Origin of the sequence: Streptomyces sp. LaBMicrA B280, from assembly GCF_049222185.1 — a bacterium.
Taxonomy (GTDB): domain Bacteria; phylum Actinomycetota; class Actinomycetes; order Streptomycetales; family Streptomycetaceae; genus Streptomyces; species Streptomyces murinus.
Genome location: NZ_JBMJCT010000006.1, coordinates 200,693 through 223,085 on the forward strand (window position 1 = coordinate 200,693; position 22,393 = coordinate 223,085).

The window sequence follows — 22,393 nt, forward strand, 5'->3', positions numbered from 1 at the left end:
CCCGAATGCCCACGGACGCGGCCGTACCGATAGGTTTTTCGATGAAGCCGCCTGTCATCCAGGTGTTCGGGCGGGTTGTCGGACCTCTAGCAGACCGCTATCGAAAGGGTGATCCGTTGAGCCGCTCGGTTCTCGTCACCGGAGGAAACCGGGGCATCGGCCTCGCCATCGCCCGCGTTTTCGCCGACGCCGGCGACAAGGTCGCGATCACGTACCGCTCGGGTGAGCCGCCGGCGGGCTTCCTGGCCGTCAAGTGCGACATCACCGACCCCGAGCAGGTGGAGCAGGCCTACAAGGAGATCGAGGACCAGCACGGTCCCGTCGAGGTGCTGGTCGCCAACGCCGGCATCACCAAGGACCAGCTCCTGATGCGCATGTCCGAGGAGGACTTCACCTCGGTCATCGACACCAACCTCACCGGTACCTTCCGCGTCGTCAAGCGTGCCAACCGCGGCATGCTGCGCGCCAAGAAGGGCCGCGTCGTCCTGATCTCCTCCGTGGTCGGTCTGCTCGGCTCGGCCGGGCAGGCGAACTACGCCGCCTCCAAGGCCGCCCTGGTGGGCTTCGCGCGCTCGCTCGCCCGTGAGCTGGGCTCGCGCAACATCACCTTCAACGTCGTCGCGCCCGGTTTCGTCGACACCGACATGACCAAGGTGCTCAGCGACGAGCAGCGCAAGGGCATCGTGTCCCAGGTGCCGCTCGGCCGTTACGCGCGGCCGGAGGAGATCGCCGCGGCGGTCCGGTTCCTCGCGTCGGACGACGCCTCGTACATCACTGGAGCCGTCATTCCCGTTGACGGCGGACTGGGAATGGGTCACTGATCACCATGAGTGGAATCCTCGAGGGCAAGCGCATCCTGATCACCGGTGTGCTGATGGAGTCGTCCATCGCCTTCCACGCCGCGAAGCAGGCCCAGGAGCAGGGCGCCGAGATCATCCTGACCGCCTTCCCGCGGCCCACGCTGACCGAGCGCATCGCCAAGAAGCTGCCGAAGCCGACCAAGGTCATCGAGCTGGACGTGACCAACGAGGAGCACCTCGCGCGCCTGGCCGACCTCGTCGGCGAGGAGCTGGGCGGCCTGGACGGCGTCGTGCACTCCATCGGCTTCGCGCCGCAGGACGCGCTCGGCGGCAACTTCCTGAACACGCCGTTCGAGTCCGTGGCCACCGCCATGCATGTCTCGGCGTTCTCCCTGAAGTCGCTCACCATGGCCTGCCTGCCGCTGATGCAGAACGGCGGCTCGGTCGTCGGCCTCACCTTCGACGCGCAGTACGCCTGGCCGCAGTACGACTGGATGGGCCCGGCCAAGGCCGCCCTGGAGGCGACCAACCGCTACATGGCGCGCGACCTGGGCAAGCAGAACATCCGCTGCAACCTCATCTCCGCGGGCCCGATCGGCTCCATGGCCGCCAAGTCCATCCCCGGCTTCGGCGACCTGGCCGCCGTGTGGGACAGCCGCTCCCCGCTGGAGTGGGACCTGAAGGACCCGGAGCCGGCCGGCAAGGGCATCGTCGCCCTGCTCAGCGACTGGTTCCCGAAGACCACCGGCGAGATCATCCACGTGGACGGCGGTCTGCACGCCATCGGCGCCTGAGCGCTCACGCCCGGCGGAAACCCGCCGCACGGCAGCACGGCGAAGGCCCGTACCCCGCACGGGGGCGGGCCTTCGCCGTACCCCGGCGCCGTCCCGTGTCGCCCGGCGCCCTCGGGCGGCCACCGGTGCCGCCCGGCGTCCTCACCCGTTCGGCTCACCGGTCGGGCGGGCCACCCCGCGCGCGGCGCACCCTGAAGAGGCGCGCGTTCATCCGGCGCATCCCTCCGCAGCCCGGCCGAGGAGGTCCCCCTTGTGCGCCTGTCCCGCTGCCTGGCCCCGCTGACCCTGGCCGCCGCCCTCGCACTCGCCCTGCCGTACGACGCGACGCCCCACGCGCACGCGGGCGCGGGACCGCCCGCGCCGAATCTGTTCGGCGCCGCCTGCCGGACCGCGGTGAACGGCTCCCATGTGGTCGCCTACTGCCACAACCCCTATGTCGACACCGACCGGGTGCGCCTGCACATCGAGTGCGCCCGCTGGTGGGACATCGACACCGACAGCGCACCGGTGGACGCCGGGCCCGCCCTGACGGTACGGCTCGCCGGGCGCTGCTGGAAGGAGGTCGGCTCGGCGTGGATCAGCCACCAGAAGGTGCGCTGAAACCGGCCGTCAGCCGACGCCGGGCCGCCCCGGACGGCACTGGAAGGGGTAGCTCGCCGCCTCCCTGGCCGCTGCCTCGGTGTCGCCCGTGCGGATCGCGTCCACCAGGCGGGTGTGGTCCATGTGCGCCTCCGGCGTCAGCTCGGCGCCGACGTCCGCGCGCAGCGCGTCCCGCAGCAGCTCGCCCAGGTCGGCGTACACCGCCGTCATGACCTCGTTGTGCGAGGCGCCCACCACGGCCAGGTGGAAGGTGGCGTCCGCGGCCACGAAGGACTCCGCCTCGCCGCTCTCCCAGGCCTCCTCGCGGCGCAGCAGCAGCGCGTCCAGCTGCTTGAGGTCCTTCTCGGTGCGCCGTTCGGCGGCGAGCTTGGCCGCGGCCGACTCCAGCGTGGCGCGCAGCTCGGCGATGTGCCCGGGGTCCGCGTCGGCGAACCGGCGGTGCATCACCCCGGCCAGCTCGCTGGTCGCCACCACGTAGGTGCCCGAGCCCTGCCGGATGTCCAGCAGCCCGTTGTGGGCGAGCGCGCGCACGGCCTCACGGACCGTGTTGCGGGCGACTCCCAGCTGCTCGACCAGCTCGGGCTCGGTCGGGATACGGGAACCGACCGGCCACTCACCGGTGGCGATCTGGTTGCGCAGTTCGGCGATCACCTGCTCGGAGAGGGCCGAACGGCGTGGGTGGCTCAGAGGCATGGCACACCTTCGCACGAGGAACCGGGGCATGCGTGCCCCGGGGTTTCCAGGAATGGACAACCAATCATCCTATGATTCTATGATGGGTCTCATGGCTAGTGAGGAAACCCGGGCAGTGGACACCCGTACGGCGATGTCACCGACCGAACGCGACACACCCACCCCGACAGGCGCATCAGAGGCGACCCTGGAGAAGGGCCCCGCGCGCGCGTGGGCGACCCGCCTGGTGATCGCCGGCATCCTGCTGTCCGCCGCCAACCTGCGCCCGGCCATCACCAGCCTCGGCGCCCTCCTGGAGGAGGTCCGCGACGGGCTCGGCATGAGCGGCAGCGTGGCCGGACTGCTCACCTCCGTGCCCCCGCTGTGCTTCGCCGTCTTCGGCGTGACGGCGCCCCGCCTGGCCCGCCGCTTCGGACCGGCCGCCGTGGTGTGCGTCGGGATGGCCGCGATCTTCACGGGCCTGCTGATCCGGCCGTACGCCGGCGGCACCGCCGGATTCCTGGCCGCCAGCGCGCTCGCCCTGATGGGCATCGCCGTCAGCAACGTGCTGATGCCGGTCATCGTCAAGCGCTGGTTCCCCGACCGGGTCGGCTCCATGACCGGTCTGTACTCCATGGTCCTCGCGCTCGGCACCTCCCTGCCGGCCGCGGTGACGGTTCCGCTGACCCACGCCATGGGCGGGAACTGGAAGCCCGGGCTCGCGGTGTGGGCGGTGCTCGCGGCGGCGGCGGTGCTGCCGTGGATACCGCTGGTGCGGCAGGGCCGACAGGAGGCGGCGGCCGCCGCGCGATCGGCGTCGGCACCGGCGTCGGCTTCGGTACCGGGTTCGGCCCCGGGTTCGGCGGCCGCCGGGGAGCTGCCGCCGCTGCGGATCACCCGCAGCCGAACCGCCTGGGCGCTCGCCGTCTTCTTCGGGCTCCAGGCCACCGCCGCCTACATCACCATGGGCTGGATGCCGCAGATCTTCCGGGACGCGGGCGTCTCCGCCGGTACCGCGGGCCTGCTGCTCGCCGTCACGATGGTGATGGGCGTGCCGCTGGCCTTCGTCATCCCCCGGATCGCCGCCCGGCTGCCCCACCAGGGCCCGATCGTGCTGGTCCTGGGCGTGTGCGGGTTCGCCGGATACGCCGGTCTGTACTTCGCCCCGGCCGCCGGCGCCTGGGCCTGGGCGCTGCTGCTCGGCATCGCCAACTGCGCCTTCCCGCTCGCGCTAACCATGGTCGGCATGCGCGCCCGCAGCGGCCCCGGCGTGGCCCAGCTGTCCGCGTTCGCGCAGAGCACCGGCTATCTGATCTCCATCCCCGGCCCGCTGCTGGTCGGCGTGCTCTACCAGCACAGCGGCGGCTGGGGGCTGCCGATCGCCCTGATGGCGGGCCTCATGGTGCCCCAGATGGTGGTGGGCGTCCTCGCGGGCCGTGACCGCACGGTCGAGGAGGAGGCCGCGGCGCGCTGACCCCCCGCGCACGGTCGCCGGGGGAGGGGTGCGAGACTGGGCGCATGCAGCCAGTGCTCGACCCGAATCCGCGAAACGGCCAGAAGAAGATGCTGCTCGTCTTCGGCTCCTTCTTCGCGATCTTCGTCATCATCGCCGTCATCGCGACCATCGCGTCCCCGTGACGCCCTCCGCCGCGCGCCCCTGACGCCGCCCGGCCAGGCCCCGCCCACCAGGCGTTTCCGGTGGATGGTGGTGCTGGCCCCCCTGTCCCCTAGGGGGTAAGGCTCAGGGGTAACTGGGTGGAAAACCTGATGGGTTGGCGGCCCGGGATTCCGTACCTTCGAGTGGTGACCGCAGGGGGCGGTCGCACGAACCGCTCAAGGACCACGGAGGCGACCATGCCCGCCCGCACCCACTTCCGGACCCACCCGGCGACCACGGGCGGCGTCGACATGCGGCTGCCCTGGTGGGCCCTCGCGCTGCCCGTGCTCGCCTTCGGCGTCCTGTTCCTGCTGATCCTGAACCCCTCGGACGCGCACGCGGCGAACGCGGACCCGGCGATAGCCCACCTCGTCGAGCGCGCACAGCTGCTGCTCACGCGCTGACCGGGAGCCGCCCCGCATGGTGAATCCGCATGTCAACTCCCTGCGCCTCATGGCCTGTTTCATGCGAAGCTGGGACGCATGAGCGTCGCAGAACCCCGCAGGATCGCCCTTTTCCGGCATGCGAAAGCCGACTGGCCCCAGGTGTCCGACCATGAGCGCCCGCTCGCCGAGCGGGGCCGGATGGACGCGGCCGTCGCCGGGCGCAGGCTGACCGATTCCGGCCTCGGCTTCGATCTGGCCCTGTGTTCCACCGCGACCCGGACCCGCGAGACCTGGAAGCTCGCCGTGCACGAACTGGACCACCGGCCGAAGACCGTCTACGAGGAGCGGGTCTACGAGGCCAGCCCGGGCCAGCTGATCGCGCTCTTGAACGAGGTCCCGGACGACGTCGGCACCCTGATCCTGATCGGCCACAACCCCGGGGTCCACGGCCTCGCCGAGATCCTGGCCGGCTCGGCCGACGAGGACGCCCGCGACCGGATGAACCGCCGCGGCTTCCCGGCCGCCGCCTTCGCGGTGCTCTCCTTCGAGGGCTCGTGGAAGGGCCTGGAGCCGGGCGTGGCCAGGTTGACGGACTACTGGGCGCCGTCGGAGTGAGCTGACCCCGGAGCGCCGGACCCGGTCACGCGGGGGGCACGGGCATGGACGCGCGCCCGCGCACGGGCCCGGCCACGCGCACGGACACGGGCCCGCACGACAGGGTGGAAGGTCCGGGCATGGCGAAGGCCCGGCGCCGCGAGGTGGGCCGCCGGGCCTGTCCAGCGCCGGAAGGCGGGGGCGCTCGCCGCCGCTGCCCGGTGCCCCCGCAGGGGCGTCTCAGCTCTCGTCGTGGGTGTCGGCCGCCTCGACCTCTTCGCGGGTGATGCCGAGGAGGTAGAGGACCGTGTCGAGGAAGGGGAAGTTCACGGCCGTGTGCGCGGCCTCGCGCACCACGGGCTTGGCGTTGAAGGCGACGCCGAGACCGGCCGCGTTCAGCATGTCGAGGTCATTGGCGCCGTCACCGATCGCCACCGTCTGCACCAGCGGCACCCCGGCCTCCGCCGCGAAGCGGCGCAGCAGCCGCGCCTTGCCCGCACGGTCCACGATCTCCCCGGTGACCCGGCCGGTCAGCTTGCCGTCGGCGATCTCCAGCGTGTTGGCCTGGGCGAAGTCGAGGCCGAGGCGCTCCTTGAGGTCGTCGGTGACCTGGGTGAAGCCGCCGGAGACCACGCCGACCTGGTAGCCGAGCCGCTTCAGGGTGCGGATCAGGGTGCGGGCGCCGGGGGTCAGCCGGATCTCGTCGCGCACCTTCTCGACCACGGAGGCGTCGAGGCCGGCCAGCAGGGCGACGCGGGCGTGCAGCGACTGCTCGAAGTCCAGCTCACCGCGCATCGCCGCGGCGGTCACCTCGGCGACCTTGTCCTCGCAGCCTGCGTGGGCGGCGAAGAGCTCGATCACCTCGTCCTGGATCAGGGTGGAGTCCACGTCCATGACCACGAGACGCTGCGCGCGCCGGTGCAGGCCCGCGGCGACGACCGCGATGTCGACGCCGAGCGCCCCGGCGTCCGAGGCGAGCGCGGTGCGCAGGGGCTCGGTCTCCACGCCGGAGACCGCGAACTCCACCGCCGTGACCGGGTACTTGGCGAGCCGGAAGATACGGTCGATGTTGCCGCCGGCCTTCGCGATACGGGCGGCGATGGCGGCCGTCGACTCGGCGGTGAGCGGATGGCCGAGGACGGTCACCAGGGAGCGTCCGAGGCCGCGCGGGCGGTTGTCGCCGTGGCCCGAGATGATCTCCGCCTGCATCTTCATCGACTCGGCCCAGCTGTGCACGGTGGCCCGCAGATCACCCTCGATGCCGGCCGGCGGCTGGCTCACCAGCGCGCACAGGACCAGGCGTCCCCGGGTGACGACCTGCTCGATGTCGACCACGTCGACGGAGTACGCGGCGAGGGTGTCGAAGAGTCCGGCCGTGATGCCCGGCCGGTCCTTGCCGAAGATCTTGACGAGGAGAGTGGGGACCTCGGGGGTCTGCGCAGCAGTCATGGTCTCACCACCGTATCCGGCACCCGGTGCCGCCCGCCGCCGAGGTCCGCCTGACGGACACGGAACAATAGGTGGCGTCCCGGCATCAAGGATCTTGCCGACAGCTTCCCACCGAGGTCACCACCACCGCGACCGGGCCCGGCGCGCGGTGGCCTGTTCTGCCGGGTGCCGGGAGCCCGGTCCCGCCCCTTCCGGCCCCGCCGCCCGGCACGGGCGCCGCCGCCAACTCCCCGCGCCCGCACCGCCGTACCCTCCGTGCCGCACTCGGCACCCCCACCTGTCCCCACTCGCCCGAATTGCCGTTCTCCCGCTGGAGCGCCGCAGGGCGATTCGCGCAAGGCCCGGGTTTTGGTCAGGGGGGCGGGCCTGAAATAGTTCCCCACGATGTTCGACATCCCTAGACTCCCTGCGATGGGGGTAATTCGGGGGACAACTCAGTGGGGCATGGAGTGCCGGAACTCGTACTGGAAACAAACGGACGTACCTGGACGCTCGACCCGTCCAGGCCTTACACCCTCGGCAGAGATCCGCAGGGTGACATCGTGTTCGACGACGCCAGGGTCTCCTGGCGACACGCCACGGTCAGCTTCGACGGCCGCGGTTGGGTCATCGAGGACCACGGCAGCACCAACGGCACCTATCTCCAGGGTGAGCGCGTCCAGCGCACGGAGATAGGCCCGGGGACGGCGCTGCACCTCGGCAACGCGACGGACGGACCGCGGCTGGATCTCGCCGGTGCCACCGTCGCCCAGGCCCAGGCGCAGCAGGCGCCGTACGCCGCGGCCCCCGCGGGGTGGGCCCAGCAGGCGGCCCCCCAGCAGGCACCCGCCCAGCACCCCGGCTGGCAGCAGCCGCCGCAGGCCCAGCAGGTGCCGCAGTCGGCCCAGCACGCCCCGCAGCAGGCCGCCTTCCCGCAGCAGGCCGGGCCGGGGGCGCCCGCGCACGGGGACCGCAGCCCGACCACGTTCCACCAGTTCTCCCTCGGCCGCGTCATGCGCATCGGCCGTGCCCTGGAGAACGAGCTGGTCGTCTCCGACCTCCAGGTCTCCCGTCACCACGCCGAGTTCCACTCGACGCCCGACGGCCGCTTCGAGATCCGCGACCTCGGCTCGCACAACGGCACGTACGTCAACGGCCACCCCGTGCCCAAGGGCGGCTCGGTGCAGCTCGGCCCCGCCGACATCGTCGGCGTCGGCCACTCCACGTTCCGGATCGTCGGCGACCGGCTGGAAGAGTTCGTCGACACCGGTGAGGTCTCCTTCTCCGCGCGCCATCTGACCGTCACGGTCGACGGCGGCAAGCAGATCCTCAAGGACGTCTCCTTCGGCGTCCCGGAGAAGTCCCTGATCGCGGTCATCGGCCCGTCCGGCTCCGGCAAGTCCACGCTGCTGAAGGCGCTGACCGGCTACCGGCCCGCCAACCAGGGCGAGGTGCTGTACGACAACCGCAACCTGTACAAGCAGTTCGCGGAGCTGCGCCAGCGCATCGGTCTGGTCCCGCAGGACGACATCCTGCACAAGGAACTCACCGTCAAGAAGGCCCTGAAGTACGCGGCCAAGCTGCGCTTCCCCGCCGACACCACCGCCCAGGAGCGCGACGCCCGCATCGAGGAGGTGCTGCGCGAGCTGAAGCTGGACATCCACAAGGACAAGAAGGTCACGTCCCTGTCCGGCGGTCAGCGCAAGCGCGTCTCGGTGGCCCTGGAGCTGCTGACCAAGCCGTCGCTGATCTTCCTGGACGAGCCGACCTCCGGCCTCGACCCGGGCATGGACCGCGATGTCATGCAGCTGCTGCGCGGCCTCGCCGACGACGGCCGCACCGTGCTCGTCGTCACCCACTCGGTGGCGGAGCTGGCCCTGTGCGACAAGCTGCTGGTGATGGCGCCGGGCGGCGCGGTGGCCTACTTCGGCCCGCCGGAGGAGGCGCTGAACTTCTTCGGCTACGACAGCTGGGCCGATGTCTTCTCCGCCTTCGAGAACTACCGCGACTACGACTGGGCGGGCCGCTGGAAGGGCTCGCAGCACTACCAGATGTACGCCGCGGACTTCGACGCCGTCGCCCCGCCGCAGGCGGCGTACATGCCGCCGCCTGCGGCGATCAAGCCGCCCAAGCCACAGGCGTGGGGCTCCCAGCTGCTGACCCTGATCCGGCGCTATGTCTCGGTCATCGTCTCGGACAAGGGCTTCCTCGCGCTGACGGTGATCCTGCCCGCGGTCCTCGGCTCGGTCAGCCTGCTGATGAACCACAGCAAGGGCCTGCTGGTGAACCCGGCGGTCGACCCGCGCACCGGCCTGCACGTGCCCAACGGCACCGCCACCACCGTGCTGCTGATCCTCTCGGTGGGCGCGTGCTTCGCGGGCGCCGCGAACTCCGTGCGTGAGCTGATCAAGGAACGGGTGATCTACGAGCGGGAGCGGGCGACCGGTCTGTCCCGGTCGGCCTACCTGATGTCCAAGGTGGTCGTGCTCGGCGCCGTCACCGTGCTCCAGGGCCTGATGGTCGGCGTGATCGGCTTCTCGCCCCGCAAGATCCCGGACCAGGGCGTGATCCTCGGCGGCTCGACCCTGCTGGAGCTGTGCCTGCCGATCATGGCGCTGGGCTTCACCTCGATGATGGTCGGCCTGGTGATCTCCTCGCTGGTGAAGACCGCCGAGAAGACCATGCCGCTGCTGGTGATGTTCGCGATCGTCCAGGTCGTCTTCACCGGCTGCCTGTTCACCCTGCACGGCACGCTCGGCGTCAACGAGTTCTCGTACCTGATGCCCTCGCGCTGGGCGGTGGCCGCGGCCGGCACCACGCTGGACCTGAACAACATCGCCCCCAACGGCGACGACCCGGGCAGCACCGATCCGCTGTGGAACCACACGGCCGGGGCCTGGGGTCTGGACATGATCGCGCTGCTCGCGCTCGGCGCGATCTGCGGCTTCTTCGTGGCCCGCTTCCTGCGCCGCCATGAGCCCGAGGTCATGCGCAAGTAGCGTCCCGGTACGTCACGTCCTGACACGTCCCGGGACGTCACAAAGGGCGGCACCCCGCAACGGGGTGCCGCCCTTCGGCGTTCGTCAGAGGTCCGCGCCGACCTCAGTACGCGCTGTTGACGTTGTCCATCGAGCCGTAGCGGTGGGCAGCGTAGTTGCAGGCGGCGGTGATGTTGGCGACCGGGTCGTAGATGTTCCACGAGGTACCGGGCACGTGGTACGTGTTGAAGGTGGGCTGGATCACCTGGAGCAGGCCCTTGGACGGGATGCCGTTGATCGCGTTGATGTCCCAGTTGTTGATGGCCATCGGGTTGCCCGAGGACTCACGCATGATGTTGCGGTACAGACCGTTGTAGCTGCCCGGGATGCCCTTGGAGTGCATGATGTCCAGGGACTGGCGGATCCAGCCGTCGAGGTTGTTCGCGTAGGTCTTCGCGGCGACGGTCTGCATCTGCGGGCGCTGCGCGGAACGGTTGGCGCTCTGCTTGGCGGCACGCTCCTGCGCGGCCTTCTTGGCGGCGGCGTCGGCGGCGGCCTTCTTCGCGGCGGCGTCGGTGCGCTGCTTGGCGGCGGCCTTCTGCTGCGCGGCGATGGCGTCGAGCTTGACGGCCTGCGCGGCGGCGGGGTCGGTGACCGAGCCCTTGACGTTCGGCAGCGCGGCCTCCTGGGTGGCGACCTTCGCGACCTGCGCGCTGGTGGCCGGGGAGCCGGTGGTGACGGTGTCCGCGTTACCGGGGACGGCCGACAGGGCGATGGCGGCGGTGCCGAGAGCGGCGACACCGGCGACGGCGATCTTGTGCTGCTTGGTCAGGGCACGATTTCGAGCACGACTGAGGATGTTCTTGGGCATGGCGTTGGACCTCTTCGTTAGCGCGGAGGTCGCTCCTGCGTCCGCCGGGGGAATCGGTTCCTCCCGCACAAAAGCCGCGGGGGGAAACCCACGGCGCTGAGCGACGAGAGCAATTCTTAGCGGCCGCAAAATGCCCTGGCAAAGGTGTGACGTACGAAGCTGGATAGTGGATCAGGGAAAGGCAAAACGGGACAGACTGGACCATCTGTCCCGTTCGTGGCGGGGGGTATATCTCCTATGTCCGTTCGTACGTGATGTGGGCCCTATGCGCGGGCTCACAGGGGACGCAGATCGAACTCACGGGGAGTTGCCATCGCAACTCATTCCGTGAGGCTCAGCGCGGGGTCTCCTCCCCGAGGAGGAGATGGACGTCCCCGAACTCGTGCCACAGGTAGAGCCCGCGCAGCGCCTCCTCGTACGCACGGTCGACCGCGGCCCGCCCGGCGACGGCCCGCAGCATCAGCAGATGCGAGGCCTCCGGCTCGTGCAGCCCGGTCAGCAGCCCGTCCACCACCCGCACCCCGCGCTCGGGCGTGACCACCAGGTCCGTCCACCCCTGGCACGCCCGTACCGCACCGTCCGCGCCCACGGCCGACTCCACCGCCCGTACGGCCGTCGTGCCCACCGCGATCACCCGGCCTCCCCCGGCCGCCACCGCGTTGATCGCCCGCGCGGACGCCTCCGGCACCGTGAACCACTCCGGGTACGGCGGCTCGTGCGCCTCCGCCGACGCCACCCCCGTATGCAGGGTGATTCGCGCGAACCCCACGCCCCGGCGCACCAGCTCCGCCACCACCCGTTCGGTGAAGGGCCGCCCCGCGCTCGGCATCTCCGCACTGCCCGCGCCGTCGGGGGAGGGCAGGGAGAACAGGGTCTGGTACGCCGACAGCGGCTGGTCCCGTGTCGTATAGGAGTACCGGATCGGCCGCCCGTGCCCCCGCAGCAACCCCGGCACGGCCCCGCCCTCGACCCGCCCCCACCACAGCCTGACCCCGGGTCCGCCCACGGGCTCAGGCCCGCCCAGGGGGTTGCGCCCGCCCACCGGCTCCTCCACCACCACCCGGACCCCGTCCGGCAGCCGTACCTCTGTTCCCGCGCGGGTGCCCGCCCGCGCGCGTGTGGTGCCCCGGCCGTCCGGCTCGCGCAGTTCCACCGCCCAGCGGCCGTCGTCGCCGCGGGTCGAGAAGTGCACCACCACGGGCGCGTCCCCGATCCGGCCGTCCACCGCGGCGGCCAGCGTCGGGGAGGTGTTCACCACCAGCAGGTCCCCGGCCCGCAGCAGCCCCGGCAGCTCGCGGAACGCGTGGTGCGTCACCCGGGAGCCGCGGGAGACGAGGAGCCGTACGTCGTCCCGGGCCCGCCCCGGCCCCCGCTGCTCGGCCGGTACCTGAGCGGACAGTTCCTCCGGCACCCGCACGATCGTGGTCATCGGCCCGCCACCAGCGTCGGCGCCGCGTACCGCCCGCTGGCCGGGCGCTCGTCCAGCAGCCGCAGGAACGCCGGTACGACGGTGCCCGGCGCCGGCCGCTCGTCCGTGTCGTCCGGTACGGCCGCCGCGTACAGGTCGGTCGCCATGTCCCCGGGGTCCACCGCCCACACCCGCAGGCCCGGCTCCTCCACGGCGAGCACCGCCGCCAGCTGGTCCAGGGCCGCCTTCGAGGCGCCGTAGCCGCCCCAGGTCTCGTACGCCTGTGCCGCCGCGTCCGAGCTGACCGCGAGCACCGTGCCCGCGGTCGCCGCCCGCAGCAGCGGCAGCGCCTCCTGCACGAGGCCCAGCGCGGCGGTGACGTTCACCTCGAGCGCCCGCCGCAGCCCGTCCAGCGGCAGCCCGGCCAGCCGTACCAGCGGCTCGGCGCCGAGCGCGCTCGCGTTGGCCACCAGCAGATCGAGACCGCCCAGCGCGCGGGCGGCGGCCACCAGCGCGGTCCGGTGCCCGGCGTCCGTGACGTCCCCGGGCAGCGCCGACACCCGGGTGCCGTACCGGCCGACCGCCGCCGCGGCCTCCGCCAGCGCCTCCGCGCCCCGCGCGTCCAGCACCAGATCCCAGCCCCGCCCGGCCAGCGCCTCGGCGAGCGCCCGCCCCAGCCCCTTGGAGGCGCCCGTGATGATCCCTACCGGCATGACTACCAGTCCCCTCGTCACTCCCCGTCCGCTCGGACGGATGCCGATCACCGTAGGAACGCCCCCTCGGCCACCGCCTCGGCCGCGGGGCCCGTGCCAGAGGGGCACTTCGGCGTACGACGACCGCCCGGACCCTTCGGCCTACGACACCGGCCCGGGGCCGCGGGGCCTACGCCGTGCGGCCTAGGACCAGCGGACGGCGCCGGCCCGGCGGCGGTCCGATCCGCGCCGGCGCACCCCGCCGGTACCGTGAGGGCATGAGCCACCGCCCCCGGTCCGGCCTCGCCGCGGTGAGTTCCGCGCTGCTGGCCATGAGCAGGCATCTGGAGACGCGCGACGTCCTGAAGACGATCGTCGCCTCCGCCCGCGAACTCCTCGACGCGCAGTACGCCGCCCTCGGCGTCCCCGACGACCACGGCGGCTTCGCCCAGTTCGTCGTGGACGGCGTCAGCGACGCCCAGTGGAAGGCGATCGGCCCGCTGCCCCGCCAGCACGGCGTCCTCGCCGCGATGCTGCACGAGGCCCGGCCCGAACGCCTCGCCGACGTACGCGAGGACCCCCGCTTCGAGGGCTGGCCCGACGCCCACCCCGACCTCGTCGACTTCCTCGGGCTGCCCATCCGCGACGGCGACGAGACCATCGGCGCCCTGTTCCTGGCGAACAAGAACTGCCCCAAGCCGGACGGCGGTTGCGGCTTCACCCAGGAGGACGAGGAACTCCTCGCCCTGCTCGCCCAGCACGCCGCGATAGCCCTCACCAACGCCCGCCTGTACGAGCGCAGCCGCGAACTCACCATCGCCGAGGAGCGCACCCGGCTCGCCCATGAACTCCACGACGCGGTCAGCCAGAAGCTGTTCTCGCTGCGCCTGACCGCCCAGGCCGCCGCCGCCCTCGTCGACCGCGACCCGGCCCGCGCCAAGGGCGAACTCCACCAGGTCGCCGCGCTCGCCGCCGAGGCCGCCGACGAACTGCGGTCGGCCGTCGTGGAGTTGCGGCCCGCCGCACTGGACGAGGACGGGTTGATCGCCACCCTGCGCACCCAGATCCAGGTACTCGACCGCGCCCACACCGCCCGCGTCACCTTCACCGGCGCCGGCTACCGCGCACTGCCCGCCGCCCAGGAGGAGGCCGTGCTCCGGGTCGCCCAGGAGGCCCTGCACAACGCGCTGCGCCACGCGGACGCGGAGCGCGTCGACGTGAGCGTGCGACGGCGCGGACCCGGAGCGGTGCTGCGGATCAGCGACGACGGCGCCGGCTTCGACCCGGCCGCCGTCGGCCGCGCCGGGCGGCACCTCGGACTGGTCTCGATGCGGGACCGGGCCAGCGGGGTCGGCGGCACGCTGACCGTGGCATCGGCGCCCGGCAAGGGCACCACGATCGAACTGGAGGTCCCCGGTGGCTGAGCCCATCAAGGTGCTGCTCGTCGACGACCACCAGGTCGTCCGCCGGGGCCTGCGGACCTTCCTGGAGGTGCAGGAGGACATAGTGGTCGTCGGCGAGGCGGGCGACGGCGCGGAGGGCGTGGCCCGCGCCGAGGAACTGCGGCCCGACGTCGTCCTCATGGACGTCAAGATGCCGGGCATGGACGGCATCGACGCCCTGCGCAGACTGCGCGAACTCGACAACCCCGCGCGGGTGCTGATCGTCACCAGCTTCACCGAGCAGCGCACGGTCGTACCGGCCCTGCGCGCGGGCGCCGCCGGATATGTGTACAAGGACGTGGACCCCGATGCCCTGGCCGGTGCGATCCGCTCCGTGCACGCCGGGCACATCCTGCTCCAGCCCGAGGTGGCGGGCGCGCTGCTGTCCCAGGAGGAGGCCAACTCCGGCCAGGGCCGGGGGAGTTCGCTCACCGAGCGGGAGCGTGAGGTGCTCGGCCTGATCGCCGACGGCCGCTCCAACCGGGAGATCGCCCGTGCGCTGGTGCTCTCCGAGAAGACCGTCAAGACGCATGTGTCCAACATCCTGATGAAGCTCGACCTCGCCGACCGCACCCAGGCCGCGCTGTGGGCCGTACGGCACGGGATGGCTGGCTGACACGCCCGTACGGACGCCGTACGCCGGTTCCCCCCAGAACTCCCGTTCCGGACTGAGATTCATACCGTCGTGGGAATGTCACCCGGATGGCGCATCCCCGGGCGATCTCCGCCGTTCTCCAGTGCGTGCCACGGAGAACCGCCGTGGTGAACGTCCAAGAGGGGTTTGAAAGTGAAGAACCTGAAGAAGGCAGCGGCCGTGACGATGGTGGCCGGTGGCCTGCTGGCCGCCGGTGCCGGCCTGGCCTCCGCCCAGAGCGAGGCCGGCGGCGCGGCCGTGAACTCCCCGGGCGTCGTCTCGGGCAACGCCATCCAGGCGCCGATCCACGTCCCGGTGAACGTGACCGGCGACAGCATCGACGTCATCGGCGTGCTGAACCCGGCCTTCGGCAACGTCGGCCTCAACCACTGAGGCATCTCGACCGCGGCGCGGGCCCCCCGGATCCACCGGGGGGCCCGCCCCCTTGTCCGGCCCTTAGGTCATCTCACCCCGCGCTCCCGCTCCTCCACCATCGAGTTGTACGCGGCCACCTGCGCCCGCCGGGCCGTCCGCTCCACCGGACGCAGCGCCTGGGTGCGCGCCGCCATCTCCGAGGCGGTCACCGCGGCCCCGTGGCCCTGGTCGTGCGCGAGGGCGATCAGCAGGGCGATGCGCTGCGCCAGCTCCAGGACACGGGCCGCGCGGGGCGGATAGCCGGGGGCCAGCACCTCGCGGCCGGCCTCCGCCCGCGCCCGGTACGCGTCGATCGCGGCCGCGGCCACCGGGCCCGAGGCGGCCACGTCCAGCCGGGCCAGCACCGCCGTCGCGTCCCGCAGGGCCTCCGCCAGCTCGCGCTCCGCCTCGCCCAGGGAGGGCACGTCCGCGGGCGGTGCCTCGCGCACCGGCAGGGCGTGCCAGACCACCTCGACATGCACATCACCCGCGGGCCCGGCCTCGGACACCTGCGGCACCAGCCCGAACGCGGTGCCGAAGCAGACCACCGCCTCCGCCGCGTCCAGCGCCCGCGCGTTGAACTCCGGCGGGCCGCTCAGCCCCAGCGGATGGCCGGGCGCCGGCAGCGCCACCCGCAGCCCCGTCGCCCCCAGCGCCCGCAGCCGCCCCAGCGCGAGCGTCAGCCCCACCGGCGCCGCCTCCCCGGGCAGCCCGGCCACCCGGTGCACGGCGTCGTCACCCACAATGGCGAGCGCGGCGTCATCCGGTGAGACAAGTCCGGCCAAAAGGGCATTTCCCCAAGCGGCAAGGCGTCCTGAACGCGGTTCCGTGAGCATGCCCCCACCCTAAGGACCGGACCGATGGAATGGACCGGCGCACCGGTGGCGTAGATTTCATACGGGCCGTGCCCACCGGCGCGGCGGACCGCGCCACAGGCGTACGCGACAGCCGAGACCGGCCACACTGCAAGGGGAGACAACGCGCTCATGAGCGATGTTCTGGAGCTTCAGGACGTATCCGTGGTCCGTGAGGGCCGGGCTCTGGTGGACCAGGTCTCCTGGTCGGTGAAGGAGGGCGAACGCTGGGTCATCCTGGGCCCCAACGGCGCCGGCAAGACCACCCTCCTGAACGTCGCCTCCAGCTACCTCTACCCCACCACGGGCTCCGTCACCATCCTCGGCGAGACCCTGGGCAAGCCCGGCACCGACGTCTTCGAGCTGCGCCCCCGCGTCGGCGTGGCCGGCATCGCCCTCGCCGAGAAGCTCCCCAAGCGCCAGTCGGTCCTCCAGACGGTCCTCACCGCCGCCTACGGCATGACCGCCGCCTGGAACGAGGAGTACGAGGACGTGGACGAGCAGCGCGCCCGCGCCTTCCTCGACCGCCTCGGCATGAGCGACTACCTCGACCGCCGCTTCGGCACCCTTTCCGAGGGCGAGCGCAAGCGCACCCTCATCGCCCGCGCCCTGATGAGCGACCCCGAGCTGCTGCTCCTGGACGAGCCCGCCGCCGGTCTCGACCTCGGCGGCCGCGAGGACCTGGTGCGCCGCCTCGGCCGGCTCGCCCGCGACCCCATCGCGCCCTCGATGATCATGGTCACCCACCATGTCGAGGAGATCGCCCCCGGCTTCTCCCACGTCCTGATGATCCGTCAGGGCAAGGTCCTCACCGCCGGCCCGATCGAGCTGGAGCTGACCTCCCGCAACCTCTCCCGCTGCTTCGGCCTCCCGCTCGTGGTCGAGCAGGTCGGCGAGCGCTGGACCGCCCACGGCCTGCCGCTGTCCTGACCCCGCCCGCACCCCCGGCCGCCCCCGGCCGTCCGTGACGCCCACCCCGCCGGGTCCCTCGCGCGAACCCGCCGGGGTCCCCAACGCGCCCTGTCCGCCGCCCGGTCGTGGCCCTACGATGACCATGTGAACGACATCGACGCATGGGTGTGGTGGCTCGTCGGCGCGGCCGCGCTCGGAATCCCGCTCGTCGTCACCGCCATGCCCGAGTTCGGCATGTTCGCGGTGGGCGCCGTCGCGGCCGCGGTCGTCGCGGCCCTCGGCCCCGGCGTCGTCGCCCAGGTGATCACCTTCCTCGTCGTCTCCGTCGCGCTCATCGCCGTCGTACGGCCCATCGCGAACCGGCACAGCAGACAGCGCCCCCGGTTCGCCAGCGGCATCGAGGCGCTGAAGGGCAGGCAGGCCGTCGTACTGGAACGGGTCGACCGCTCCGGCGGCCGCGTCAAGCTCGCCGGGGAGATCTGGTCGGCCCGCGCCCTGGACGCCGACCGGGCCTACGAGGCGGGCCAGGAGGTGGACGTCGTGGACATCGAAGGAGCCACCGCGATCGTCATCTGAGCCATCCTGCCCCCGAGTTGGGCCGGAGTCTGTCAGACTCGACGGGCAAGATCCTTTGAACAGGCGCGAGCCGCGGACACAACAGCGTCCGAGGGCGTCCAGGCGGAGAGGGGTACGGGGAACACGATGGAACCGGTCATCATCGTCCTGATCATTCTGGTGGTGTTGGTCTTCATCGCCCTGATCAAGACCATCCAGGTCATCCCACAGGCCAGCGCGGCCATCGTCGAGCGCTTCGGCCGCTACACGCGGACCCTGAACGCGGGCCTGAACATCGTGGTCCCGTTCATAGACACCATCCGCAACCGCATCGACCTGCGCGAACAGGTCGTACCGTTCCCGCCCCAGCCGGTGATCACCCAGGACAACCTGGTCGTCAACATCGACACCGTCATCTACTACCAGGTGACGGACGCCCGCGCGGCCACCTACGAGGTCGCCAGCTACATCCAGGCGATCGAGCAGCTCACCGTCACCACGCTGCGCAACATCATCGGCGGCATGGACCTGGAGCGCACCCTGACCTCCCGCGAGGAGATCAACGCCGCCCTGCGCGGCGTCCTGGACGAGGCCACGGGCAAGTGGGGCATCCGCGTCAACCGCGTGGAACTGAAGGCCATCGAGCCGCCGACCTCCATCCAGGACTCGATGGAGAAGCAGATGCGCGCCGACCGCGACAAGCGCGCCGCGATCCTCACCGCGGAGGGCACCCGGCAGGCCGCGATCCTCACGGCCGAGGGCGAGAAGCAGTCCCAGATCCTGCGGGCCGAGGGTGAGGCCAAGGCAGCCGCCCTGCGCGCCGAGGGCGAGGCCCAGGCCGTCCGCACCGTCTTCGAGGCCATCCACGCCGGCGACCCGGACCAGAAGCTGCTGTCCTACCAGTACCTCCAGATGCTCCCGAAGATCGCCGAGGGCGACGCCAACAAGCTCTGGATCGTCCCGAGCGAGATCGGCGACGCCCTCAAGGGCCTGTCCGGCGCCATGGGCAACTTCGGCTCCCTGGGCGGCGGCGGCAACGGCGGCGGCGCCACCCTCCCGGCCCAGAACAAGGGCCCGGCGACGGAACGCCGCGAGAAGCCGAGCATCGACTAGGGGCTGTTTCGCAACGCAGGGCACCACCCGCGCCCCCTCAGGGGCGCGGGGCTGTATCGATATGCGGCTCCGCCGCGTGGGCGCGATCAACCAGGAACGACCCGCACCCGACGACCGTCACCAGGCCCTACGGCGCATGATCAGGCGGCTTCCCGAGCTATCCAGTCAGGCAGAGCCGCAAAGTCCTCGGCACCCAGCGCGAGCAGCATCGCATCCGCCGGAGTCGGCTCAAAAGGCGCCCGCAGCAATGCCATCCCGGCCTCCTCCGGAGTCCGGTCCGCCTTCCGGTGATTGTCCTCCGCGCACGCCGCCACGGTATTCAGCCAGGTGTCCTGCCCACCCTGCGCCCGCGGCACCACATGGTCCACCGTCGTCGCCCTGCGCCCGCAGTACACGCACCGGTGCCGGTCCCGCACCAGCACCCCCCGCCGCGACCACGGCGCTTGTCTTCGGAACGGCACCCGTACATATCTGCAGAGCCTGATCACCCGGGGCGCGGGTATGTCCACCGCGGCCCCGCGCATCCGCAGCTCGGGATGGGCCTGCTCGACCACCGCCTTGTCCTGGAGCACCAGGACGACGGCGCGGTTCAAAGTCACCGTAGACAGCGGCTCGAAACTCGCGTTCAGCACCAGCGTGTCACGCATCCAGCCCACCTCCCGTGCGCACCTGCCCACCCGCGGCGGGCTCGGATCAACTCTGTACGGGCGCGCCGGGATGGACAACGCAATAAAAAATGCCCGCCTCCGATCACTTCCAAGACCGGAGGCGGGCAAACGTTCCATGAACGGTTGGCTCGAACGAGACGGGGCCCTCAGCCCTGCTCGGTGTTCTCGTACTCGCCGATGAGCTGCGCCCGCGCGATCGCGTGGAAGCGCAGATTGAACCCCACGAAGGCCGGCGAGGCGTCCGCGTCGGGACCCAGCTTCTCCTGGTCCACCGCGTACACCGTGAACACATAACGGTGCGGGCCGTCACCGGGCGGCGGGGCGGCGCCGCCGAAGTCCCGCGTCCCGTAATCGTTGCGCGCGTGCACGGCGCCCTCGGGCAGGCCCTCGAAGGTGCCGCTCGCCGCGCCCGCGGGCAGCTCCGTCACCGAGGCCGGGATGTCGAACAGGACCCAGTGCCAGAACCCGCTGCCGGTCGGCGCGTCCGGGTCGTAGCAGGTCACGGCGAAGCTCTTGGTCTCCGCCGGGAAGCCCTCCCACCGCAGCTGCGGCGAGGTGTTCCCGTCCGCGTAGACCTGAGCGCCCTTGAGCGTCGCGCCCTCCTGGACATCGTCACTCGTCACCGTGAACGACGGCACCGGCGGGTGGAAGTCATGGGGGAGCGGTCGCCGCTTCAGCTCGGTCACCTTGGTACCTCCTGCTCGAAGATCGGAAAGAACAGAGCGAAGCCTAGAACCAGTTGCGCCGGCTGCCGACCTCGGACAGCCACTGGTTGAGGTACGCCGCCCAATCGGTCCCCTGCCAGTCGTGGTGGCCCACCTGGAAGGAGCGGTAGGTGTCCGAGCCCTCGCTGAACAGACCCGCCTTCTTGTCCATCTCCAGTACGACGTCCATGGCGTGCTCGTCGGCCACGAAGCTCAGCTCGACCTGGTTCAGACCCCGGTACTGGGACGGCGGGTAGAACTCGATCTCCTGGTAGAACGGCAGCCGCTGCCGGGTACCCCGGATGTGGCCGCGCTCCATGTCGGCGTTCTTGAAACGGAATCCGAGGCCGATGAACGCGTCCAGGATCGCCTGCTGCGCCGGCAGCGGGTGCACATTGACCGGGTCCAGGTCGCCGGAGTCGACGGCCCTGGCGATCGCCAGCTCGGTCGTCACCCCGATGTGCATCCCGCGCAGCTCCTGGCCGTCGATCATCGTCACCGGCGTCTCCCAGGGGATCTCCAGGCCGAACGGCACCGCGTGCACGGCACCCGCCTGAAGCTCGAAGGCACCGCCGAGCCGCACCTTGGCGAACTCGATGTCCTGCTTGTACTCCTCGTCGCCGCTCTCGACCTCGACCCGCGCCTGAAGGCCGACGGACAGCCCCTCGATGGCCTGGTTCACGGAACCGCCCTGGATCCGCACCTCACCCTGGACCACGCCACCCGGTACGACATTCACCTCGGTCAGCACCGTCTCGACCGAGGCACCGCCGGCTCCCAGGCTCGCGAGCAGCTTCTTGAACGCCATTGACTCTCCCTTTACGAACGGACCTCGCCCCTACAAACGCGATCACCCCCACGCCCGGTTCCGCCCAGACCGTGCCCCGTCCGGACCGGCTCCGTGGACTACCCTCGGACGGCATGATCGCGCCCCGGGACCGCAGGCCACTGCCCAGGAAATTCTTCGACCGCCCGGTCCTCGACGTCGCCCCCGACCTCCTCGGCCGCGTCCTGGTCCGCACGACACCCGACGGCCCGATCTCGGTACGCCTGACCGAGGTCGAGGCGTACGACGGCCCGAACGACCCGGGCTCCCACGCCTACCGCGGCCGCACCGCCCGCAACGCGGTGATGTTCGGGGAGCCCGGACATGTGTACGTCTACTTCACCTACGGCATGTGGCACTGCATGAACCTGGTCTGCGGACCCGAAGGCAGGGCGAGCGCCGTACTGCTGCGGGCCGGCGAGGTCGTCGAGGGCGCGGAACTGGCCCGCAAACGGCGGCTCTCGGCCCGCAACGACCGGGAACTGGCCAAGGGCCCGGCCCGGCTCGCCACCGCGCTGGAGGTCGACCGCGCCCTGGACGGCACGGACGCGTGCACCCCGGGTGAGACCCCGCTGCGGATCCTGACCGGCACGCCCGTCCCCGCCGAACAGGTACGGAGCGGTCCGCGCACCGGCGTCGCGGGAGAAGGCGGGAACGGCGAGGCCCACCCCTGGCGCTACTGGGTGGCCGACGATCCGACGGTGAGCCCGTACCGGGCCCATGTCCCGCGACGCAGGCGAAGTTGACTCGCCCCCCGAAGGTGCGTAATGTATCCCGAGCCGCTGAACCGGGTACGGCGATTGCCTGCAGCCGGAGCGGCCAACCCACTACCTAGTCCAACCCCTTCACCGGGGTCGTTTTCGACGCGTTCGCGTGCCCGAATTCGAACCCGAGGGACTCGATTATGAGGCCCGCAGGGAATGAGCTAACGTAGTGAATGTCGAAAGGGCCGAGGCGAAAGCCGAAAACCCCGAGACAAACCCGCCGACCGGGAATCGGAACCGAAAGGATCTGATAGAGTCGGAAACACCGAAGGGAAGCCCGGAGGAAAGCCCGAGAGGGTGAGTACAAAGGAAGCGACCGTTCCTTGAGAACTCAACAGCGTGCCAAAAGTCAACGCCAGATATGTTGATACCCCGTCTCCGGTCATCACGACCGGGACGTGGTTCCTTTGAAATAAACACAGCGAGGACGCTGTGAACGGTCGGACTATTCCTCCGACTGTTCCGCTCTTCAGATGTGCACCGGCTGAAATATTTTTCGGCCGAGTAAACATTCACGGAGAGTTTGATCCTGGCTCAGGACGAACGCTGGCGGCGTGCTTAACACATGCAAGTCGAACGATGAAGCCCTTCGGGGTGGATTAGTGGCGAACGGGTGAGTAACACGTG

At 71.2% G+C, this 22,393-nt stretch carries 24 protein-coding genes and 1 rRNA gene; 16 read left to right on the forward strand and 9 right to left on the reverse strand.

The annotated features are described in order from the left end of the window. Nucleotides 1-116 precede the first annotated feature (116 nt). The 3 genes from fabG (at nt 117) to ACLF5H_RS06550 (ending at nt 2,194) form a co-directional block, all read left to right on the forward strand. The gene (gene fabG, locus ACLF5H_RS06540) at nt 117-821 is read left to right on the forward strand and encodes a 3-oxoacyl-[acyl-carrier-protein] reductase (protein ID WP_421675099.1); all 705 of its coding nucleotides are present in this window, start codon (nt 117-119) and stop codon (nt 819-821) included. 5 nt (nt 822-826) lie between these two features. Next, nucleotides 827-1,594, forward strand: a complete 768-nt coding sequence (gene fabI / locus ACLF5H_RS06545; RefSeq protein WP_037656619.1) for an enoyl-ACP reductase FabI — start codon at nt 827-829, stop codon at nt 1,592-1,594. A 252-nt stretch (nt 1,595-1,846) separates the two neighbouring features. Then, complete coding sequence (locus ACLF5H_RS06550) at nt 1,847-2,194, forward strand: hypothetical protein (RefSeq protein WP_421675100.1); 348 nt, start codon at nt 1,847-1,849, stop codon at nt 2,192-2,194. A 9-nt stretch (nt 2,195-2,203) separates the two neighbouring features. On the opposite strand, the gene ACLF5H_RS06555 is transcribed toward ACLF5H_RS06550, so the two are convergent. Next, the gene (locus ACLF5H_RS06555) at nt 2,204-2,887 is read right to left on the reverse strand and encodes a FadR/GntR family transcriptional regulator (RefSeq protein ID WP_421675101.1); all 684 of its coding nucleotides are present in this window, start codon (nt 2,885-2,887) and stop codon (nt 2,204-2,206) included. A 79-nt stretch (nt 2,888-2,966) separates the two neighbouring features. Here ACLF5H_RS06555 and ACLF5H_RS06560 point away from each other — a divergent pair, with 79 nt between their 5' ends. From ACLF5H_RS06560 to ACLF5H_RS06575, 4 genes are all read left to right on the forward strand, one after another. After that, entirely contained in the window at nt 2,967-4,340 is a 1,374-nt protein-coding gene (locus ACLF5H_RS06560; protein WP_421675102.1) for a CynX/NimT family MFS transporter, read from the forward strand. A 44-nt stretch (nt 4,341-4,384) separates the two neighbouring features. Beyond that, on the forward strand, nt 4,385-4,504 hold the full coding sequence (locus ACLF5H_RS06565) for an SGM_5486 family transporter-associated protein (protein ID WP_421675103.1): 120 nt from the start codon (nt 4,385-4,387) through the stop codon (nt 4,502-4,504). Between the two features lie 216 nt (nt 4,505-4,720). After that, a complete protein-coding gene (locus ACLF5H_RS06570; RefSeq protein WP_085564092.1) occupies nt 4,721-4,927 on the forward strand; it encodes a hypothetical protein in 207 nt (68 codons plus the stop codon). A 78-nt stretch (nt 4,928-5,005) separates the two neighbouring features. Continuing rightward, nucleotides 5,006-5,524 (forward strand): SixA phosphatase family protein, encoded by a 519-nt coding sequence (locus tag ACLF5H_RS06575; RefSeq protein WP_085564091.1) that lies wholly within the window; start codon nt 5,006-5,008, stop codon nt 5,522-5,524. A 219-nt stretch (nt 5,525-5,743) separates the two neighbouring features. On the opposite strand, the gene serB is transcribed toward ACLF5H_RS06575, so the two are convergent. Next, complete coding sequence (gene serB, locus ACLF5H_RS06580; RefSeq protein WP_421675104.1) at nt 5,744-6,952, reverse strand: phosphoserine phosphatase SerB; 1,209 nt, start codon at nt 6,950-6,952, stop codon at nt 5,744-5,746. Nucleotides 6,953-7,401: 449 nt separating this feature from the next. On the opposite strand from serB, the gene ACLF5H_RS06585 reads away from it, so the two are divergent. Beyond that, nucleotides 7,402-9,930, forward strand: coding sequence for an FHA domain-containing protein (locus tag ACLF5H_RS06585; RefSeq protein ID WP_421675122.1), 2,529 nt, complete (start codon nt 7,402-7,404; stop codon nt 9,928-9,930). 103 nt (nt 9,931-10,033) lie between these two features. Here the strand turns inward: ACLF5H_RS06585 and ACLF5H_RS06590 are convergent, their stop codons facing one another. The 3 genes from ACLF5H_RS06590 to ACLF5H_RS06600 form a co-directional block, all read right to left on the reverse strand. Continuing rightward, on the reverse strand, nt 10,034-10,780 hold the full coding sequence (locus ACLF5H_RS06590) for a transglycosylase SLT domain-containing protein (RefSeq protein ID WP_421675105.1): 747 nt from the start codon (nt 10,778-10,780) through the stop codon (nt 10,034-10,036). Between the two features lie 334 nt (nt 10,781-11,114). Then, nucleotides 11,115-12,209, reverse strand: a complete 1,095-nt coding sequence (locus ACLF5H_RS06595; RefSeq protein WP_421675106.1) for an S-adenosylmethionine:tRNA ribosyltransferase-isomerase — start codon at nt 12,207-12,209, stop codon at nt 11,115-11,117. Further along, nucleotides 12,206-12,901 (reverse strand): SDR family NAD(P)-dependent oxidoreductase, encoded by a 696-nt coding sequence (locus tag ACLF5H_RS06600; protein ID WP_421675107.1) that lies wholly within the window; start codon nt 12,899-12,901, stop codon nt 12,206-12,208. Before ACLF5H_RS06600 ends, ACLF5H_RS06595 begins: the two co-directional genes overlap by 4 nt. A 257-nt stretch (nt 12,902-13,158) precedes the next feature. On the opposite strand from ACLF5H_RS06600, the gene ACLF5H_RS06605 reads away from it, so the two are divergent. From ACLF5H_RS06605 to ACLF5H_RS06615, 3 genes are all read left to right on the forward strand, one after another. Beyond that, the gene (locus tag ACLF5H_RS06605) at nt 13,159-14,304 is read left to right on the forward strand and encodes a GAF domain-containing sensor histidine kinase (RefSeq protein WP_421675108.1); all 1,146 of its coding nucleotides are present in this window, start codon (nt 13,159-13,161) and stop codon (nt 14,302-14,304) included. Further along, entirely contained in the window at nt 14,297-14,938 is a 642-nt protein-coding gene (locus ACLF5H_RS06610; protein WP_421675109.1) for a response regulator, read from the forward strand. The genes ACLF5H_RS06605 and ACLF5H_RS06610 overlap by 8 nt, the downstream gene beginning before the upstream one ends. A gap of 171 nt (nt 14,939-15,109) precedes the next feature. Beyond that, entirely contained in the window at nt 15,110-15,349 is a 240-nt protein-coding gene (locus ACLF5H_RS06615; RefSeq protein ID WP_085564085.1) for a chaplin, read from the forward strand. A 68-nt stretch (nt 15,350-15,417) separates the two neighbouring features. Here ACLF5H_RS06615 and ACLF5H_RS06620 read toward each other — a convergent pair whose 3' ends face one another. Beyond that, nucleotides 15,418-16,206, reverse strand: coding sequence for a hypothetical protein (locus ACLF5H_RS06620; protein WP_421675110.1), 789 nt, complete (start codon nt 16,204-16,206; stop codon nt 15,418-15,420). A 150-nt stretch (nt 16,207-16,356) separates the two neighbouring features. Between ACLF5H_RS06620 and ACLF5H_RS06625 the strand changes: the two genes are divergently transcribed. The 3 genes from ACLF5H_RS06625 (at nt 16,357) to ACLF5H_RS06635 (ending at nt 18,804) form a co-directional block, all read left to right on the forward strand. Continuing rightward, on the forward strand, nt 16,357-17,154 hold the full coding sequence (locus tag ACLF5H_RS06625) for an ABC transporter ATP-binding protein (protein WP_421675111.1): 798 nt from the start codon (nt 16,357-16,359) through the stop codon (nt 17,152-17,154). 126 nt (nt 17,155-17,280) lie between these two features. Beyond that, the gene (locus tag ACLF5H_RS06630) at nt 17,281-17,712 is read left to right on the forward strand and encodes an NfeD family protein (RefSeq protein ID WP_421675112.1); all 432 of its coding nucleotides are present in this window, start codon (nt 17,281-17,283) and stop codon (nt 17,710-17,712) included. Nucleotides 17,713-17,838: 126 nt separating this feature from the next. Then, complete coding sequence (locus ACLF5H_RS06635) at nt 17,839-18,804, forward strand: SPFH domain-containing protein (protein ID WP_421675113.1); 966 nt, start codon at nt 17,839-17,841, stop codon at nt 18,802-18,804. Between the two features lie 140 nt (nt 18,805-18,944). Here the strand turns inward: ACLF5H_RS06635 and ACLF5H_RS06640 are convergent, their stop codons facing one another. From ACLF5H_RS06640 to ACLF5H_RS06650, 3 genes are all read right to left on the reverse strand, one after another. After that, nucleotides 18,945-19,451 (reverse strand): HNH endonuclease, encoded by a 507-nt coding sequence (locus tag ACLF5H_RS06640; protein WP_136101788.1) that lies wholly within the window; start codon nt 19,449-19,451, stop codon nt 18,945-18,947. A gap of 167 nt (nt 19,452-19,618) precedes the next feature. Continuing rightward, nucleotides 19,619-20,158: a YbhB/YbcL family Raf kinase inhibitor-like protein gene (locus tag ACLF5H_RS06645; protein ID WP_421675114.1), complete on the reverse strand. Its 540-nt coding sequence runs from the start codon at nt 20,156-20,158 to the stop codon at nt 19,619-19,621. Nucleotides 20,159-20,201: 43 nt separating this feature from the next. Beyond that, nucleotides 20,202-20,984: a sporulation protein gene (locus ACLF5H_RS06650; RefSeq protein ID WP_421675115.1), complete on the reverse strand. Its 783-nt coding sequence runs from the start codon at nt 20,982-20,984 to the stop codon at nt 20,202-20,204. 113 nt (nt 20,985-21,097) lie between these two features. Here ACLF5H_RS06650 and ACLF5H_RS06655 point away from each other — a divergent pair, with 113 nt between their 5' ends. Next, nucleotides 21,098-21,748, forward strand: coding sequence for a DNA-3-methyladenine glycosylase (locus ACLF5H_RS06655; RefSeq protein ID WP_421675116.1), 651 nt, complete (start codon nt 21,098-21,100; stop codon nt 21,746-21,748). Between the two features lie 529 nt (nt 21,749-22,277). Continuing rightward, a 16S ribosomal RNA gene (locus ACLF5H_RS06660) occupies nt 22,278-22,393 on the forward strand; the annotation flags it as partial.

Excerpts from the sequence above, each read along its gene's own strand:
- ACLF5H_RS06575 (WP_085564091.1), top strand. The coding sequence starts at position 5,006 with ATGAGCGTCGCAGAACCCCGCAGGATCGCCCTTTTCCGGCATGCGAAA.
- ACLF5H_RS06570 (WP_085564092.1), top strand. The coding sequence starts at position 4,721 with ATGCCCGCCCGCACCCACTTCCGGACCCACCCGGCGACCACGGGCGGC.
- ACLF5H_RS06640 (WP_136101788.1), bottom strand. The coding sequence starts at position 19,451 with ATGCGTGACACGCTGGTGCTGAACGCGAGTTTCGAGCCGCTGTCTACG.
- ACLF5H_RS06560 (WP_421675102.1), top strand. The coding sequence starts at position 2,967 with ATGATGGGTCTCATGGCTAGTGAGGAAACCCGGGCAGTGGACACCCGT.
- ACLF5H_RS06650 (WP_421675115.1), bottom strand. The coding sequence starts at position 20,984 with ATGGCGTTCAAGAAGCTGCTCGCGAGCCTGGGAGCCGGCGGTGCCTCG.
- ACLF5H_RS06595 (WP_421675106.1), bottom strand. The coding sequence starts at position 12,209 with ATGACCACGATCGTGCGGGTGCCGGAGGAACTGTCCGCTCAGGTACCG.
- ACLF5H_RS06625 (WP_421675111.1), top strand. The coding sequence starts at position 16,357 with ATGAGCGATGTTCTGGAGCTTCAGGACGTATCCGTGGTCCGTGAGGGC.
- ACLF5H_RS06635 (WP_421675113.1), top strand. The coding sequence starts at position 17,839 with ATGGAACCGGTCATCATCGTCCTGATCATTCTGGTGGTGTTGGTCTTC.
- fabI (WP_037656619.1), top strand. The coding sequence starts at position 827 with ATGAGTGGAATCCTCGAGGGCAAGCGCATCCTGATCACCGGTGTGCTG.
- ACLF5H_RS06620 (WP_421675110.1), bottom strand. The coding sequence starts at position 16,206 with ATGCTCACGGAACCGCGTTCAGGACGCCTTGCCGCTTGGGGAAATGCC.
- serB (WP_421675104.1), bottom strand. The coding sequence starts at position 6,952 with ATGACTGCTGCGCAGACCCCCGAGGTCCCCACTCTCCTCGTCAAGATC.
- ACLF5H_RS06555 (WP_421675101.1), bottom strand. The coding sequence starts at position 2,887 with ATGCCTCTGAGCCACCCACGCCGTTCGGCCCTCTCCGAGCAGGTGATC.
- ACLF5H_RS06655 (WP_421675116.1), top strand. The coding sequence starts at position 21,098 with ATGATCGCGCCCCGGGACCGCAGGCCACTGCCCAGGAAATTCTTCGAC.
- ACLF5H_RS06565 (WP_421675103.1), top strand. The coding sequence starts at position 4,385 with ATGCAGCCAGTGCTCGACCCGAATCCGCGAAACGGCCAGAAGAAGATG.
- ACLF5H_RS06605 (WP_421675108.1), top strand. The coding sequence starts at position 13,159 with ATGAGCCACCGCCCCCGGTCCGGCCTCGCCGCGGTGAGTTCCGCGCTG.
- ACLF5H_RS06600 (WP_421675107.1), bottom strand. The coding sequence starts at position 12,901 with ATGCCGGTAGGGATCATCACGGGCGCCTCCAAGGGGCTGGGGCGGGCG.
- ACLF5H_RS06590 (WP_421675105.1), bottom strand. The coding sequence starts at position 10,780 with ATGCCCAAGAACATCCTCAGTCGTGCTCGAAATCGTGCCCTGACCAAG.